The organism is Roseomonas alba (assembly GCF_019430885.1).
Lineage (GTDB): Bacteria > Pseudomonadota > Alphaproteobacteria > Acetobacterales > Acetobacteraceae > Neoroseomonas > Neoroseomonas alba.
On record NZ_JAHYBZ010000005.1, the window covers coordinates 101,807 to 117,551 of the forward strand.

14 protein-coding genes are annotated in these 15,745 nt (G+C 68.6%); 8 read left to right on the top strand and 6 right to left on the bottom strand.

Annotated features, from left to right (window positions below; all coding sequences use genetic code 11):
* The first annotated feature begins 93 nt into the window (after positions 1–93).
* From aceA to KPL78_RS15085, 3 genes are all read left to right on the top strand, one after another.
* Positions 94–1,437, top strand: a complete 1,344-nt coding sequence (aceA, locus tag KPL78_RS15075; RefSeq protein ID WP_219763807.1) for an isocitrate lyase — start codon at positions 94–96, stop codon at positions 1,435–1,437.
* 23 nt (positions 1,438–1,460) lie between these two features.
* Entirely contained in the window at positions 1,461–1,643 is a 183-nt protein-coding gene (locus KPL78_RS15080) for a hypothetical protein (RefSeq protein WP_219763808.1), read from the top strand.
* A gap of 121 nt (positions 1,644–1,764) precedes the next feature.
* Complete coding sequence (locus KPL78_RS15085) at positions 1,765–2,322, top strand: cytochrome b (RefSeq protein ID WP_219763809.1); 558 nt, start codon at positions 1,765–1,767, stop codon at positions 2,320–2,322.
* Here the strand turns inward: KPL78_RS15085 and KPL78_RS15090 are convergent.
* The 4 genes from KPL78_RS15090 to KPL78_RS15105 all read right to left on the bottom strand — a co-directional run bounded on the left by KPL78_RS15090 (position 2,312) and on the right by KPL78_RS15105 (position 7,067).
* Positions 2,312–3,358, bottom strand: coding sequence for a hypothetical protein (locus tag KPL78_RS15090; protein ID WP_219763810.1), 1,047 nt, complete (start codon positions 3,356–3,358; stop codon positions 2,312–2,314). The two genes, KPL78_RS15085 and KPL78_RS15090, sit on opposite strands and share 11 nt — an antisense overlap.
* Positions 3,333–4,709, bottom strand: a complete 1,377-nt coding sequence (locus KPL78_RS15095) for an MBOAT family O-acyltransferase (RefSeq protein ID WP_219763811.1) — start codon at positions 4,707–4,709, stop codon at positions 3,333–3,335. The genes KPL78_RS15090 and KPL78_RS15095 overlap by 26 nt, the downstream gene beginning before the upstream one ends.
* Before the next feature lie 62 nt (positions 4,710–4,771).
* Positions 4,772–5,479 (bottom strand): ribonuclease activity regulator RraA, encoded by a 708-nt coding sequence (locus tag KPL78_RS15100; protein WP_219763812.1) that lies wholly within the window; start codon positions 5,477–5,479, stop codon positions 4,772–4,774.
* Positions 5,480–5,489: 10 nt separating this feature from the next.
* Positions 5,490–7,067, bottom strand: a complete 1,578-nt coding sequence (locus tag KPL78_RS15105; protein ID WP_219763813.1) for an ABC transporter substrate-binding protein — start codon at positions 7,065–7,067, stop codon at positions 5,490–5,492.
* A 113-nt stretch (positions 7,068–7,180) separates the two neighbouring features.
* On the opposite strand from KPL78_RS15105, the gene KPL78_RS15110 reads away from it, so the two are divergent.
* The gene (locus KPL78_RS15110; RefSeq protein WP_219763814.1) at positions 7,181–8,083 is read left to right on the top strand and encodes an LOG family protein; all 903 of its coding nucleotides are present in this window, start codon (positions 7,181–7,183) and stop codon (positions 8,081–8,083) included.
* A gap of 118 nt (positions 8,084–8,201) precedes the next feature.
* On the opposite strand, the gene trpS is transcribed toward KPL78_RS15110, so the two are convergent.
* Both trpS and KPL78_RS15120 read right to left on the bottom strand, forming a co-directional pair.
* Complete coding sequence (gene trpS / locus KPL78_RS15115; RefSeq protein ID WP_219763815.1) at positions 8,202–9,203, bottom strand: tryptophan--tRNA ligase; 1,002 nt, start codon at positions 9,201–9,203, stop codon at positions 8,202–8,204.
* A gap of 74 nt (positions 9,204–9,277) precedes the next feature.
* Complete coding sequence (locus KPL78_RS15120; protein ID WP_219763816.1) at positions 9,278–9,961, bottom strand: YggS family pyridoxal phosphate-dependent enzyme; 684 nt, start codon at positions 9,959–9,961, stop codon at positions 9,278–9,280.
* A gap of 50 nt (positions 9,962–10,011) precedes the next feature.
* Here KPL78_RS15120 and KPL78_RS15125 point away from each other — a divergent pair, with 50 nt between their 5' ends.
* From KPL78_RS15125 to KPL78_RS15140, 4 genes are all read left to right on the top strand, one after another.
* Positions 10,012–10,647: a thiamine phosphate synthase gene (locus KPL78_RS15125; RefSeq protein WP_219763817.1), complete on the top strand. Its 636-nt coding sequence runs from the start codon at positions 10,012–10,014 to the stop codon at positions 10,645–10,647.
* Between the two features lie 174 nt (positions 10,648–10,821).
* The gene (locus KPL78_RS15130) at positions 10,822–12,420 is read left to right on the top strand and encodes a porin (protein ID WP_219763818.1); all 1,599 of its coding nucleotides are present in this window, start codon (positions 10,822–10,824) and stop codon (positions 12,418–12,420) included.
* Between the two features lie 103 nt (positions 12,421–12,523).
* On the top strand, positions 12,524–14,827 hold the full coding sequence (locus KPL78_RS15135; RefSeq protein ID WP_219763819.1) for an O-linked N-acetylglucosamine transferase, SPINDLY family protein: 2,304 nt from the start codon (positions 12,524–12,526) through the stop codon (positions 14,825–14,827).
* A 207-nt stretch (positions 14,828–15,034) separates the two neighbouring features.
* A complete protein-coding gene (locus KPL78_RS15140; RefSeq protein WP_369412761.1) occupies positions 15,035–15,466 on the top strand; it encodes a DUF3576 domain-containing protein in 432 nt (143 codons plus the stop codon).
* The last annotated feature ends 279 nt before the right edge of the window (positions 15,467–15,745 follow it).

The following is a 15,745-nucleotide window of genomic DNA, read 5'->3' on the forward strand; positions in this document are numbered from 1 at the left end:
CCAAGATCGCTGGTGATTCTCGGCGGTGCAATGTGAATTATTCACGGGCGCCGGATGCACCGGCCAAGACCGACCGATTTCGAGGAACTCTCCATGCGCCCGACCACCACGCCCTGCTTCGCCCCTGATGGTTCCGGCGGCTCCCTGCCGCCGCAGGATCCCAACCGCTTCGCCGGCATCCGCCGCGACTACACGGAAGCCGATGTCGCCCGCATCGCCGGCTCCTTCCGCGTCCGCCACACCCTGGCGGAGAACGGCGCCCGCCGCCTGTGGGACCTGCTGCGCAACGAGCCCTTCGTGAACACGCTCGGCGCGCTGACCGGCATGCAGGCGCTGCAGCAGGTGAAGGCGGGGCTGAAGGCGATCTACCTGTCGGGCTGGCAGGTGGCCGCCGATGCGAACTCGGCCGGGCAGATGTACCCGGACCAGTCGCTCTACCCGGTGGATTCCGTGCCGAAGGTGATCAGCCGCATCAACGGCTCCCTGCGCCGCGCCGACCAGATCGCGACGATGGAACGGCTCGACGGCAAGGCCGATGACCGGACGCACTACATGGCGCCGATCATCGCCGATGCCGAGGCCGGCTTCGGCGGCGCCCTCAACGCCTATGAGCTGATGCGCGCCATGATCGAGGCCGGTGCCGCCGGCGTGCATTTCGAGGACCAGCTCGCCTCCGAGAAGAAGTGCGGCCATCTCGGCGGTAAGGTGCTGGTGCCGATCAGCCAGCACATCCGCACGCTGAACGCCGCGCGCCTCGCGGCCGATGTGGAAGGCGTGCCGACCGTCCTGCTGTGCCGCACGGATGCTGAATCCGCGCAGCTCCTGACGGCCGATGTCGATGAGCGCGACCGCCCCTTCATCAGCGGCGACCGCACGCCGGAAGGCTTCTTCCGCATCAAGCCGGGTGTGGGCAAGCAATACGCCATCGCGCGCAGCCTGGCCTACGCGCCCTATGCCGACCTGCTGTGGTGGGAGACCTCGGACCCGGACCTGAACGACGCGCGTGAATTCGCCGAGGCGATCCACCGCGAATTCCCGGGCAAGATGCTCGCCTACAACTGCTCGCCCTCCTTCAACTGGCAGCGGAAGATGGGTGTCGAGGCCGCGGCGAAGTTCCAGCGCGAGATCGGCGCGATGGGCTACAAGTTCCAGTTCGTCACCCTCGCCGGCTTCCACAGCCTGAACCTGTCCATGTTCAAGCTGGCCCGCGGCTATGCCGAGCGCGGCATGGGTGCCTACTCGGAACTGCAGCAGGCCGAGTTCGCGGCGGAGGCCGAGGGCTTCACCGCGGTGCGGCACCAGCGCGAGGTCGGCGTCGGCTACTTCGACGCGGTGGCGATGGCGGCCTCGGGCGGCCAGTCCTCCACCACGGCGATGGCGCACTCCACCGAGACCGCGCAGTTCCATGACGCCAAGACGCCCGAAGCGGCGCACTGAGATACGCAAGGGAGATGAGAGTGATGAGCAACAACGATCGTCACGACGACGGCCTGGTGCATGCCCATAACTGGGCTACCGAACCGCCCCGCGCGGCCCAGACTCTGCGGCCCCGCATGACCCCGGCGCCCACCGAGGATCATGACGACGGCCTGGTTCACAGCCATGGCTGGGCCTGCGGCGAACGCGGCCGCCCCGCCCACTGACGCGCAGCGCGGCCCGACAGGCGGCGGTCCCCGAAAGGGGGCCGCCGTCTTGCGTTGCATCAGGGACATGGTCGCGTAACAGGGACATGCGTATGGAAGCCCCGCAAGGAGATCCCACCGCATGCCCGTCAATCGTTACACCATCCCCAGCATCGTGCTGCACTGGACGATGGCTCTCGCCATCCTGCTCGCCTGGGGCGGCATGCAGATCGCCGAGGATCTGAGCCGCGGCCCGACCAAGGCGCTCGTCGAAGGCGGCCATGCGCTGTTTGGCCTCGGCGTTCTGGCGCTCCTGCTGCCGCGCATCCTCGCCCGGCTGCTCGGCCGCCGCGTTACCGCGCCCGAGGGTACGCCGGAATGGGAAGTGCGGCTCGCGGCTGCGACGCATCTGCTGCTCTACGCGCTGATGCTGGCGCTGCCGGTCACCGGCCTGCTCACGGCGATGAGCGGGCGCGGGCCGTTCGACCTGGCGGGCCTCGGCGCCATTCCCAACCTGCTGACGTCCTACGGGCTGCGCGGCACGCTGAAGGGCGCGCATGAGCTACTCGCCAACGGGCTGATCGCTGTGGTGGCGCTGCATGTCGCGGCGACGCTGTTTCACACCTTCATCCGTCGCGACGATGTCGCGGCGCGGATGATCCCGGGTCTCGCCCGGCGTGACGCGGCGCCTACGGCGTAAGGTCGGCGTAGTCCTCGCTCGGTCCCGGCGCGCCACGGGCGGCGCGCCGGAGTGTGGCCTCGATGCGTTCCGCGATGGCGTCGCGGTAGTGCATCGGGTCCCAGTAGTGGGTGGGCTCCCGCGTGATCGGGCTGGCACGCCAATAGTCCAGCACCACCGTATTCGGCCGCGTGCGCGCCATGGCGACGACCTGGCGCTTGCAGGCCTCGGCCCGCGCGACGCTGTCGCTGCCGGGCGCACCCTGCGCGCCGAGCCAGAGCGGCATGAAGACCAGCACGAGGCGCGTCGGTTCCGGCGTGGCGGACACCATCGTGTGCAGCAGGGCCAGCGGCGGGAAGGTCACATCCGCCGGCGGGGTCGGCTTGGTCCAATCGGCATCCTGCGGCACCGGCGGCAGATGCGCGGCAGCGCGGGCGGCGTCGTAGCGGTCCTCGGGCGGCAGGAAGCGGGTGTAGCCGTCGCGGCCGTAGCGCTGGCGCATCAGCCCGGTCAGCACGGCGAATTGCCGCACGGCCTCCTGCACCGCGTAGAAGGACAGCATCTCGCGATAGGCGGGCCAGGGGCTCGCTTCGTAGAAGGCCTCGGGGAAGGCGCGCGGCGTGTACCGCTGCAGGGGCGCCGGGTCGCACCAGACATGGTCGAGGCCGATGACGATTGCGCGCGGCTGCGGATGGGCGCGCAGGAAGACTTCGAAGAGGCGCGACTGCTCATAGGCCGTCGCGGCGTTCATCGCGAGGTTCGCGAAATGCGCGTCGAAGGCCTGGTTCAGTTCCGCCGGGCGCAACATGCGCATGGTCGAGGTGCCGAAGATCGCCGCATTGAAGCGGTCCGACCGGGCAAGACCCGGAAATGCATAGCGGGCATTGGTCGAGATCGGCGGGCGCTCGGCCGGGATGTGAAAGGGCAGCACGCCCCAGGGGTCGACCAGCGCGACGAAGGCGTAGGTCGCCGCAACGCCGATCGCGGCCGTCGCCACCGCACGGGTGAAGAAGCGCTTCCACGCTCCGGTGTCAGAACTGGAAGTAGATGAACTCACTGGGCGTCCTGGAGCCGGATTGCAGGAGGAGAAGCAGCAGCACGATGCCGATTGGCACGGCGAGCCAATGGATCGGCCGCAGCTTCAGCAGCGCGACCTGCTGGCTGGTCGGCCCGACCAGCGCGACGGCCGCGCCGATGGCGAAGGCGACCGCATGATCGACCTTCACATGCCCGATGCCGTCCAGCCCCGTCATCCCGCGCAGCACGGTCCAGGCGGTCGGGAAATCCGGCGCGCGGAACAGCACCCAGCCCGCCATGACGAACAGCAGCGTCAGCGCCCAGCCGAGCAGCGCCGGCATGCGCAGTCCGGTCCGCGCCCAGGCGCCGTTGATGGCCAGCGCGATGCCGTGCAATCCGCCCCACACCACGAAGGTCCAGTTCGCCCCGTGCCACAGCCCGGCGAGCAGCATGGTCACGATGGCATTGCGCGCCTGCCTGGCCCCACCGCCGCGATTGCCGCCCATCGGGATGTAGAGATAGTCGCGCAGGAAGCGCGACAGCGTCATGTGCCAGCGCCGCCAGAAGTCACGGATCGACGTCGCCCGATACGGCGCGTCGAAATTGTAGGGCATGCGTAGCCCGAACATCAGCGCGAGCCCGATCGCCATGTCGGAATAGCCGGAGAAGTCGAAGTAGATCTGCAAGGTGAAGGCGGCGGCCGCGATCCAACCTTCCGCGAGCGACGATCCACCGGTCGCCGAGGCCGCGGTGAACAGCCGGTCCGCGACTTCCGACACATAATCCGCGATGCCGAGCTTCTTCGCCGCGCCGATGGCGAACAGCACCATCCCGCGCGACAGGTTCTCCCATACCTCTGCCCGCCGCGGATCGGCCGCGAACTGGTCGATGATCTCGTTGTGGCGAACGATCGGCCCGGCGATGAGCTGCGGGAAGAATGTGACGAACATGAAGAAGTCGAGCAGCGGATAGGCATGCGCCTGCCCCCGCCGCAAGTCGATCAGATAGGAGATCTTCTGGAAGACGAAGAAGCTGATGCCGAGCGGCAGGATGATGTCCCAGGGCGTGTATTCCATCCCCAGTAGCGCGGCGAAGGATCCGGCGAAGAAATTGGTGAACTTGCACACGCCCAGCACGGCGAGGTTCGCCACGACGCCGATGATCGGCCAGTCGCGTTTCGGGTCGGCCTCATGCAGCCAGCCGATCAGCCAGTTCAGCAGCGTCAGCCCCACCAGCAGCGGAACGAAGCGCACATCCCAGGCGGCATAGAAGATGAGCGAGGCCGTCACCACGACGATCTGCCGCAGGGTCCGGCTGCCGGCCGCCGCGTAGTAGAGGGCGAGCGTCACCGGCAGGAACAGCAGGATGAAGATCTGGCTCTGGAACAGCACGCCGCCGGCCTAGCACAGGGGCGGGGAGGCTCCTAGGTCGGGTAGCCCCGTCGCCCCCGGGGTCAGCGCCCCCTCTCTTTTCGCCACGCCTCGAACAGCGGCCTGTTCGCCGGATCGGTCATCGGATAGAGCCCGCGGATCGTGTGGCCTGCGGCGACGCGTTCCTGCACGAAATCCTCGAAGACCGTCTGTTCGAAGGCTTCCTCGGCGACCTCGTCGGCGATGTGGGCGGGGATGCAGACCACGCCTTCCCCGTCGCCGACCATGATGTCGCCGGGATGCACGCCAACGCCCGCGCAGGCGACCGGCACATTCAGGTCCACGCAATGATGATGGATCAGGTTGGTCGGCGCCGAGGGGGTGGCGTGGTAGGCGGGCCAGCCCATCTGCGCGATCTCCGGACTGTCGCGGAAGCCGCCATCGGTGACCGCGCCCGCCACGCCGCGCATCTTCAGCCGCGTGATGAGGATGCCGCCCGCGCTGGCCGCCCGCGCATCCGCGCGGCTGTCGATGACGAAGACGGCGCCGGGCGGGCATTCCTCCACGCCCTTGCGCTGCGGATGCGTGGGGTCCTTGAAGACGTCGAGGGTATCGAGGTCCTCGCGCGCCGGGATGGTGCGCAGGGTGTAGGCCGGCCCGACCATACGCGGCGCCTCCACGCTGAGCGGCGCGAGCGAGAGGAACACATTGCGAAACCCGCGCTTGAACAGCACTGTGGTCAATGTGGCGGTCGAAACCTCGGCGAGCTTCGCCCGCGTCGAATCCTTCATGGCGTGAGCCTCACTGTGCGGCCTTGGAAATGTTCCAGTACACGGGAACGGGGGAATCGAGGATGCCCTGGAGCCGCGCCGAATAGCCTCGCACCAGGGAGAACTGGCCGAGCGGGACGTAGGGCACGGTTTCCGTGGCGCGGCGGTGATAGGCCTCGGCGGCCTCGGCGCGCTGAGAGTCGCTGCTCGCGGCGATGAAGGCGTCGCGCAGGCGTTCCATCTCGGCATCGCAGGGCCAGCCGGGCAGCGCCGTGCGCTCGCAGGCGGACCGCATGGCGTTGTGGCCGGAGGGGTCCATGCCATCGAGGCCCGTCGGTGCCGAGACGAACAGCGCCCAGCCGCCCTGGTTCACCGGGTTGCGTGACAGGCGGCGCTGGATCAGCGTCGCCCAATCCATGGCCTGGACATCGACGGTCAGGCCGACCTGGCGCAGCAGGTCCGCTGAGACCAACGCGAAGGTGTGGCTGATGGTGGAATCCTGCGCGTCGAGAATGACGATGGGGGTCCCGTCATAGCCGCTTTCCGCCACCGCGCGCCGCGCGGCGTCGAGGTTCGGGCCCACCCAGCCAGCCTCGGTCCGATAGGGCGAGGTACAGGTGTAGAAGGACCGGCAATCGCGCCACAGGCTGGGATCGGTCATGTAGGCCGGCATGGCGAAGGCCGGGTCCACCATCAGCCGCATCGCCTGGCGCAGGCGCGGATTGTCGAAGGGCGGGGTCGCCTGGTTCATGCGGAAGATGGCCTGCACACCGACACTGTCCTGCGGGCCGATGCGCAGGTTGCGGTTCTGCCGCACCACGGGGAACAGGTCGGGCGGCAATTCCTCGAAGATGTCGAGTTCGCCGGTCGTGAGCGCATTCAGCGCCGTCTGCGCATCCGGCAGATAGACCCATTCGACACGTTCGATGCCCGCGCGCTTGCCGCCGGCGAGGCCATCCGGCTGCTCATTCCGCGGCACGTAGGCGGCGTTGCGGCGATAGGTGACACGGTCGCCGACGCGCCAATCCTCCCGCCGCAGGCTGAAGGGACCAGAGCCGATGGGGTCGGTGATCGGCGTCGTCGCCGGCGTCGCGGCGATGCGCGCGGGCATGATGAAGGGTGGCTGGCCGGATGGCTTGGACAGTGCCTGGAGCATCAGCCCGAACGGCTCGCGCAGCACGATGCGGAAGGTCCGCGCATCCACCGGCTCGATCGCCGTCGCCAGCGCGACGAGCTGCTGCCCGAGCCCGTCCCGCACCGCCCAGCGGCGCAGGGAGGCGATCACATCCTCGGTGGTGACCGGCGCGCCGTCATGGAAGGCCAGACCCTCCCGCAGGGTGAAGGTCCAGGTCCTGCCGTCGTCGCTGGTGGTGAAGCGCTCGACCATCTGCGGCCGCACGCGAAGCTGGGAATCCAGCGCGAAGAGCGTGTCGTAAACCATGTAGCCATGGTTGCGGGCCATGTATTCGGGACTGATGAAGGGGTCGACCGAGCGCAGGTCGCCGAAGGTCTTGATGCGCAGCGCATTGGGATCACCGCGCCCCTGGGCCACGGCCGCAGGCGCAACGAGCAGCAGGGCGGCGCCGAGCGCCGCGGCCAAACGCTTCATGGATGCTTCCTTCCCTCTGGCCGTTCGGTGCTCCGCCAGCCTTGGGGTTACGATGGGGCCGTGGCCGGCCAGGCGGCAAGCCGGAATCGGACCGAGACCGAAGCGAGACAGACATGCCCGACAATGGCGCCCAGAAGCGCTCCCGCTCCTACCTCCTTGCCATCGAAGACCAGGAGTTCCTGCTGCGGGACGAAATGCGTCCCTTCCGCTTCGGCATGGAGTTCGCCAAGGCGGAATATGCGCTGCGCGACTGGGGCGTGCGATCGACGGTGGTGGTGTTCGGATCAGCGCGCATCCCCAGCCCCGAACAGGCCGCGGCACTGACCGCGAGCGCCAGGACGCCGACCGAGAAGCGCGCCGCGAAGCACGCGGCGGACCGATCCCGGCTGTATGAAGATGCCCGCGCCTTCGCCCGCATCGTCTCGCTGCGCGGCGGTGCGCTCGCGGTAACGGGCGCGCCACGGGACAACGTCATCGCGACCGGCGGCGGGCCAGGGATCATGGAGGCGGCGAACCGCGGCGCGGCGGAAGCCGGGGCGCCGTCCATCGGCTTCAACATCACCCTGCCGCATGAGCAATACCCGAATGCATGGTCGACGCCGGCACTGACCTTCCGCTTCCATTATTTCGCGATGCGCAAGATGCACCTGGCCATGCGTGCCAATGCGCTCGCGGTGTTTCCCGGCGGGTTCGGCACTTTCGACGAGTTGTTCGAGTTGCTGACCCTGGTGCAGACCGGCAAGGCGACGCCGCGGCCGATCGTGCTGGTCGGCCGGGCCTTCTGGGAAGGCGCGGTGAACCTGCCCCTGCTGGCCGAAGAAGGGATGATCGACGAGAAGGACCTCGCCCTGTTCGACATCGTCGACACGCCGGAGGAGGCCTGGGCAAGCCTCGTGCGGCGCGGGCTCGAAGCCCGGGCCCTGCCCTCGGCACCCGCGGTGCCGCTGGCGCCGCCGCCCCGTCGGCGCAAACCGGAGGCGGAGCGGATGCCCGCCCCCCCTGGTCAGAGGCGGTGACAGGAGGGGCCTTGCCCATGAGCGCGAAAATCATAGTTCGCGGGGCCACGGGATGGGTCAAAGCCCCTCCCTGTCAGTGCTCCGTCTTCGTGTGCTTGGGGCGGAGCCCCGCCGGCACTTACTTCGCCGGCAGGAACCCGACGATGTCGCGCGTCTTGGCGACGATCGGCTCGGCGATCGCCGAGGCCTGATCCGCCCCCGTCCGCAGCGCCGCATCCAGCGCGCCGGGATCCTCGAGCAGCCGCTTCAGCTCCGCCTGGATCGGTGCGAGGTGGGCGATCAGCGCGTCGGCCAGCACGGTCTTGAAGGCGCCGAAGCCCTGGCCGCCATGCTCGCGCAGCACGTTCTCCGGCAGGGTATCGGTGATGGCGGCGAGGATCCCGACCAGGTTGCGCGCCTCGGGCCGGCCTTCGAAGCCGGCCATGTGCTCCGGCAGCGGCTCGGGGTCGGTCTTCGCCCGCTTGATCTTCTGCGCGATGGTGTCCGGGTCGTCGTTGAGGTTGATGCGCGACTGGTCCGAGGGATCGGACTTCGACATCTTCTTGGTGCCGTCGCGCAGCGACATCACCCGCGCGGCCACGCCCTGGATCAGCGGGTCGATGTTGGGGAAGAAGTCCACGCCGTAGTCGTGGTTGAACTTCTGCGCGATGTCGTTGGCGAGTTCGAGATGCTGCTTCTGGTCCTCGCCCACCGGCACCTTCGTGGCGTGGTAGGCGTGGATGTCGGCCGCCATCAGGTTCGGATAGACATACAGGCCCGAGGAGACAGCCTCCTGGTTCTTGCCGGCCTTGTCCTTGAACTGCGTCATGCGGTTGAGCCAGCCGAGACGGGCCACGCAGTTGAAGATCCAGGCGAGTTCGGCATGCGCGCGCACATGCGACTGCACGAACAGCACGCAGCGCTTGGGGTCGAGGCCGCAGGCAATCAGCGTCGCGGCCATCTCGCGCGTCTGGCGGCGCAGATCGGCGGGGTCCTGCCACTGGGTGATCGCATGCAGGTCGACGACGCAATAGATCGCCTCATGCGTGTCCTGCAGCGGCACCCAGTTGCGGATGGCGCCGAGGTAGTTGCCGAGGGTGGGCACGCCCGAGGGCTGGATGCCGGAGAAGACGCGGGTCATGGAAGGCCTTGGCTGTGCGGGACCGAGCCGTGCATCCCGCTTGCGCGCGCCCGCGTCAAGATCGGGCGGGACCGTCAGGCCGGCGCGGGGCGGTGGCCGAAGATCGCGGTGCCGACCCGGACATGGGTGGCGCCCTCGGCGATCGCGGCCTCGAAATCCCCGCTCATGCCCATCGAGAGCACGGACAGGCCATGCCGGGCGGCCAATTCCCTGAGATAGGCGAAATGCGGGCGGGGGTCGCCTTCGACAGGGGGAATGCACATCAGGCCGGTGACGGGCAGGCCGTATTCCCCATGGGCGGCGCGGATGAAGGCATCGGCCTCGGCACGGGGAATGCCGGATTTCTGGGCCTCGTCGCCGGTGTTCACCTGGATGAGGCAATCCGGGCGCCGGCCGGTCTTCGCCATGGCATCGGCGATGGCCGCGGCGAGCTTGGGCCGGTCGATGCTCTCGATTACGTCGGCTACGGCCACGGCATCGCGCGCCTTGTTGGTCTGGAGGCCGCCGATGATGTGCAGGCGCATGGACGGGTGTCCGGCGCGCAGGCCTGGGAATTTGGCCTGGGCCTCCTGCACACGGTTCTCGCCGAAGATGGTCTGGCCCGCGGCCAGCGCGGCGATCACGGCCTCCTGGGGATGGGTCTTGGACACGGCGACCAGTGTGACCGCGCCCGGATCCCGGTTGGCGCGGATGCAGGCCTCGGCGATCCTGGCGCGGATGGCGGCCAGGTTGGCGGCGATATCGGTATCGGTGGTCATGGGGCAGGCAGGTTAGGACAGATCGGCGTGGACCGGAATCCATCCTCACCATGAATAGTGTAGCGGCACGGGCCCGGCAGATCGTCCCGGCACGGCGACGCGGGCGTAAGCTGCCCGTGCTGTGGCTCGTCTCCGATCCTGTGCGTCTGCCCGATCCGCGCCCGGCGGCGGCCACGCTACCGCGCGGGTCCGGCGTGCTGGCGCGCGGCCTGTCGGCGCCGGTGCTGGCCGGGCTGGTGCGGCTCGCCCGTCGGCGGGGCCTCGTTCTGCTGGTGGCCGGGGACGGCCGGGCCGCGTTGCGAAGCGGCTCGGGACTGCATCTGCCCGAACGCCGCGTGAGCCTCGGCCTGCTTCCCTTCCTGCGTGCCCGCCAGGCGGGGGCGCCAGGGGCATTGCTGACCCTTGCCGCCCATGGCGGTCGGACAGCCGCGGCACGGGTCCGGCGGCTGCGGCCCGATTTCGTTTTCCTGTCGCCGCTTTTTGCGACACGGTCGCACCCCGGGGCACCGGCCCTGGGGCCCTTGCGCTGGGGGGTGGCAGCACGCCGCCTCGGCATACCCGCAATGGCGCTCGGGGGGGTCGCGGCCGCAACGGCCGGGCGCGTTCCGCGGCGTGCCGCGGGCTTGGCGGCGATCGACGGGCTCGCGCCACAGGCTGTGGCGCACCCGCCACACTGTCTCAGGTAAGTCGCGGCGTGGGCGTCTCGGCGGTTGCCGCCCGGCGCTGGGCCAGGACATAGTCGGCCCAGGCCACGACGCCGCCCTTCCGCCCGTATTGGGAGGAATGCGGCGGCGGACCCTGTCCGGGGGGGCAGGGCGGCCGTCGGAACTGCCGGCTCGCCGGCGATGAGGAGGACTTGAATGCGCAAGATTCTGCTGGGGACGACCGCTGTTGTCGGCGCCGCCCTGCTCGCGCCGGGGGCTTTCGCCCAGACGACGCAGGGTGGTGGTGGTCGTGTTGGCCAGGGCGTGACCGTTCCCACCGCTCCGGGGACTGTTGGCGTCGCGCCGACGCCGCTGAACGTTGGCCCGTCTGCCCCGAACACCCAGGTCGTGCAGGCGCCGACGCCGGCGATGGCCGGCGCTGGTGGTCTCACCATCCGCCTCGGTGGCTACTTCGCCTTCACGGGTGCGATGGTCCAGGACGACTGGGACTACGGCCGCAGCCGCAACTTCGCGAACCAGAACACCTCGGTGGGCGCCTACACGGGCAACTTGACGACCGGTGCTGCCACGACGGGCCGCCCGGGCACATCGGTGCCTTCCAACGCTGGAACGACGTTCGGGCAGCCGGTTAACAACGCGCGCTCTCGTTCGCGCTATGACTTCCGCAACGACGCCGAACTGAACATCTTCGTTGACGGCCGCACCTCGAACGGCATCACCTACGGTGCCGTCTTCGAAATGCAGATGGACAACGTGGTCGCCACTGCGGGTGACGGCACCACAGTGTCCTTCGACGAACTGTACGGGTACATCGGCTTCGATGGACTCGGCACCTTCCGCTTCGGTCAGGAAGATAGCGCTGCCTCGCTGTTGCAGGTTCGCGCTCCGGCCTCCCAGGCCCTCGGTGGTGACGCCGAATGGGACGAGTTCATCGTCCAGACTGGCCTGACTGACAGCTCGCCTTATATCATGTCGGGCATCAACGACGGTAACGACGCGACGAAGGTCATCTACCTGTCGCCGCAGTTCGCCGGCTTTGATTTCGGCGTGTCTTACGCTGCCAACTCTGGCGAAGGTGAGCGCACCAACAACGAGGGCTCGACGACTGCGGCGCAGCGCGACCGCCTCGGCATCGAGAACGAGATGTCGGCCGCCGTCCGCTACCGCGGAACCTTCGGCCCGGTGGGCGTCATCGCCGGTCTTGGCGGTATGTGGGCGTCGCCCCCGTCGCTGAATGGCGCCGGTCAGGCGCTTGGCGCGGTCGGGAACCCGCGTGCGCAAAACGTCTATGCCTACACCGCAGGCCTCGTGCTGACCGGCTACGGCTTCTCCTTCGGTGGTGAATACACCTGGGGTGCGTATCGCGGCGCCTCGGTTGGCCGGACCGCCGTTGCCGCTGGTGTTGATAACTCTCAGCACTACCTGCTTGGTCTGACCTACACCATGGGTCCGCTCGTGTTCGGTGCCGTGTGGGGCCAGGGCTGGCAGGGCAACGGCGTGTCCGCCGTCCGCACCTCGGCCACCACCGTCGCCTACACGGACCTCGACGACCGTCGTCAGGACCTGTGGGGCCTCGGCGTGGCCTACAACCTCGCTCCGGGCCTGGTGCTCTTCGGTCTGTACAACAACATCACCGACGAGAACGTGCCGATGGGCGGTCAGCCGTCCAACGCGCGCTACCTGGCGGCTCCGACCACGGTGGGCGCCCGGACCGGCACGACGCTGGCTCAGTTCAACGGCGGCAACACCCGGTCGATCAACGTCGGCATCGTGGGTATCCGCCTCGCCTTCTGATCCTTCGGGGTCGAAGCACCGGGGGCGGCAGGGGAAACCCTGCCGCCCTTCCTTTTTGGGGGGCAGCATCAGCCCTCGGCCTGTTTTCCGAAGGGGACCGGCCATGGCGGCCGCCGTCGATCTGCGCCAATGCGTCGCTCTGCATCAGGCAGGCCGGCTCGATGAGGCGATCCACTGCTATCGCCGCGCCTTGCCGCAGGACCGCGGCGGCATCCAGGTCAACCGCCTGCTCGGCCTCGCGCTGTTCGCCAAGGGTGAGGCAGCTCAGGCGCTGACGCATCTTCGTGCCGCGGTCGGCAAGGCACCGAAAGATCCCAATCTGCTCAATGACTTGGGCAATGTGCTGCGCGGCTTGGGCCGCCAGCCCGAAGCGGTGCAGGCCTTCCGCCGCGCCATCGAGGCGGAGCCCGGCTTCGCCTTCGCCCATTTCAACCTGGCCGACGGGCTGCTCGAGCTCGGCCGTCACAGCGAGGCGCTGGAAGCCTATCGCACCATCGCCGCCCGGCGTCTCCCTGGCATCGATGCCGATTTCCACAACAACCTCGGCACCTGCCTCATGGCACTCGACCGGACCGAGGAAGCACTGGCCGCATTCGAGGCAGCGCTGATCGCCGATCCCGGCCACGCTCCTGCCGCGGCACATCTGGGCGCGGCGCTGCAACGCCTCGGCCGCAACCGGGAGGCGGTCGGCTTCCTGCGCGATCGGGTCCAGAAGCGCGGCGCGACGATCCAGTTGCTGACAACACTGGGACAAGGGCTGCTGAACCTCACGGACTATGCGCCCGCCCTCGCCGTCTTCGACGAAGTGACCCGACGCCAGCCCGAGCTCGAACGGGGACTGATCGGCCGCGCCCTTGCGCTATCCGGCCTGCGCCGCTTCGAGGAAGCGCTGTCCACCATCGACCGTGCCGCCATGCGTTATCCGGCGTCGCGATCCGTGCAACTCGTCACCGGAAACATCCGGCTTGCGGCCAAGGATGCGGAGGGCGCAGTCGCGGCCTTCGCGCGCGCCGTGACCCTACCGCAGGGGCAGCACCCCGATGCGGCACAGGCCATGCTGTTGTTCAACCGGCTGCGTCTCTGCGACTGGACGGATTTTGCGGCAACGCGGGATGCCGTCCTCGCCGGAGCGGCCGATGGCAGGCTCCGCTTGCCGCCTTTTGAATCGCTCTGCATCGCCGATGATCCCGCCCTGCATCTGCGCAGCGCCACGACCCATGCGCGGGAGAACCAGCCCGTGCGGCGTTCGGCCCTGCCAGCGCGGCCCGATGGCGGGCGCATCCGCATCGGCTATGTCAGCGGGGAACTGCGCGAACACGCCGTCGGTCATTTGATGGCGCGGCTTCTGGAACTGCATGATCGCGATGCTTTCGAGGTGCATGCCATATCGCTCGGCAAGCTGACCGGCGACCCGGTGCAGACCCGTATCCGTGCCGCGGTCGAGCATTTCCACGACGTCTCGACCATGCCGGATGTGGCGGCGATCGCACATCTGCGCAGCCTCGATCTCGATATCGCGCTCGACCTCAATGGCTATACGGGGGATTCGCGCACTGCCCTTTTCGCTCATGGCATCGCGCCTGTGCAGGCGGTCTTCCTGGGCTATCCGGGGACCATGGGCGCGCCTTTCATGGACTATGTCATCGGCGATGCCGTGACCCTGCCGGAGGGCGCGGAGCGGTTCTACGCCGAGAAGCCGGTGCGCCTGCCCCACTGCTTCATGCCGACCGACAACCTGCGCGAGATCACCATTGCCGGGCTCACCCGCGCGCAGTTCGGCCTGCCCGAGGATGGCGTGGTCTTCTGTTGTTTCAACAACACCCACAAGATCCTGCCCGGTGCCTTCGACAGTATGATGCGTATCCTCGCCGCCGTGCCGGGCTCGGTGCTGTGGCTGCGGGAGGAGAACGCGCCGGCGACGCGCAACCTGAAGGCCGCAGCCGAGGCCCGGGGCATTGATCCGGCGCGGCTGGTCATGGCCGGGCGCGTTGATCACGCCGATCACCTGGGCCGACACGCCCTCGCCGACCTGTTTCTCGATACCCTGCCCTATAATGCTCACACCACCGCCTGCGACGCGCTCGGCGCCGGGCTGCCGGTATTGACGTGCCTTGGCCAGGCCTTCGCCGGCCGCGTGGCCGCGAGCCTGCTGTCGGCGGTCGGCCTGCCCGACATGATCGTCGACAGCGAGGACGCCTTCGAGGCGCGCGCCATTGCGCTCGCCGGGGACCGCGCCGCGCTGGCCGCAATCCGGGCGCGACTGGTGGCGAACCTTCCCGATTGCCCGCTGTTTGACACGCCGCGCTATGCACGGGGCCTGGAGGCCGCCTACCGGACCCTGCATGGGCGGCAATCCGCCGGCGGGCGGCCAGAAGCCACCGATCTGCGAGACATTTCAGAAGGCTGAAGCCTCATTTCCCCGGATCGCCTTTTCAGCGCCACGGTTCCAAGGCTACAACACGCCCCCATGACCCGTGCCGCCCCCCCTCGGCGCCGCCCAGCGGCCCTGTTCGTCGCTCTCGCAGCCGTCACCGTGATCGGTGCGTGCAGTGATTCGAACGAAGTCCGCAACGTTGGCCGGGACGAATACACCTCCCAGTCCGGACGTGATCGTGTGCGAGGCCGACTGACCGGCCAGGATGACGGCATCGTGTTGTTCGGCACGTCGCGGCCGCGCAACAGCGATAGCTCGGATGGCGGCAGCGGCGGCGGCGGGGCCGGGCTCGGGGTGAACGCCTATCTGTGGCGGGCCACCCTGGACACGCTGTCCTTCATGCCGCTGGCCTCGGCCGACCCCTTCGGCGGCGTGATCATCACCGACTGGTATTCGCCGCCGGGCACCTCGACCGAACGCTTCAAGGCGACGGCCTATGTCATGGGCCGGCAGCTTCGTTCGGATGGTGTCCGCATTTCGGTGTTCCGCCAGGTCCGGCAAGGCAACAACTGGACGGATGCGCTGGTGACCCCGGCTACGTCGGCGGAACTCGAGGACCGCGTTCTCGCCCGTGCCCGGGAACTGCGCAGCCAATCGACCGCGGGCCGCTGATCCGCCCCGACGGACGGCTCTATCCGGTTGACTTTCGGCGGCGCCGTTGGCGGACCTTGATGTATGGCGGTGTGTTCTTCCTGACCGATGGCGTGGCCGGCGTCAGGCCACAGCAAAGCCGTGCCGGCACGACGCCATCGTTGCCCCTGTCATAGACCGTCCTGCTGACGCTGCCGATCTTGCCCTTGAGGCCGATGGGCTTTGCGACACCGACGCGACGGCGCCAAAGCCTGTGAGGCCATTCTTGAGAATGGGCCGTCGAACCGGCTTCCGGCGCCA

Excerpts from the sequence above, each read along its gene's own strand:
- KPL78_RS15105 (WP_219763813.1), bottom strand. The coding sequence starts at position 7,067 with ATGAAGCGTTTGGCCGCGGCGCTCGGCGCCGCCCTGCTGCTCGTTGCG.
- KPL78_RS15110 (WP_219763814.1), top strand. The coding sequence starts at position 7,181 with ATGCCCGACAATGGCGCCCAGAAGCGCTCCCGCTCCTACCTCCTTGCC.
- trpS (WP_219763815.1), bottom strand. The coding sequence starts at position 9,203 with ATGACCCGCGTCTTCTCCGGCATCCAGCCCTCGGGCGTGCCCACCCTC.
- KPL78_RS15100 (WP_219763812.1), bottom strand. The coding sequence starts at position 5,479 with ATGAAGGATTCGACGCGGGCGAAGCTCGCCGAGGTTTCGACCGCCACA.
- KPL78_RS15085 (WP_219763809.1), top strand. The coding sequence starts at position 1,765 with ATGCCCGTCAATCGTTACACCATCCCCAGCATCGTGCTGCACTGGACG.
- KPL78_RS15135 (WP_219763819.1), top strand. The coding sequence starts at position 12,524 with ATGGCGGCCGCCGTCGATCTGCGCCAATGCGTCGCTCTGCATCAGGCA.
- KPL78_RS15125 (WP_219763817.1), top strand. The coding sequence starts at position 10,012 with ATGAATAGTGTAGCGGCACGGGCCCGGCAGATCGTCCCGGCACGGCGA.
- aceA (WP_219763807.1), top strand. The coding sequence starts at position 94 with ATGCGCCCGACCACCACGCCCTGCTTCGCCCCTGATGGTTCCGGCGGC.
- KPL78_RS15120 (WP_219763816.1), bottom strand. The coding sequence starts at position 9,961 with ATGACCACCGATACCGATATCGCCGCCAACCTGGCCGCCATCCGCGCC.
- KPL78_RS15130 (WP_219763818.1), top strand. The coding sequence starts at position 10,822 with ATGCGCAAGATTCTGCTGGGGACGACCGCTGTTGTCGGCGCCGCCCTG.
- KPL78_RS15080 (WP_219763808.1), top strand. The coding sequence starts at position 1,461 with ATGAGCAACAACGATCGTCACGACGACGGCCTGGTGCATGCCCATAAC.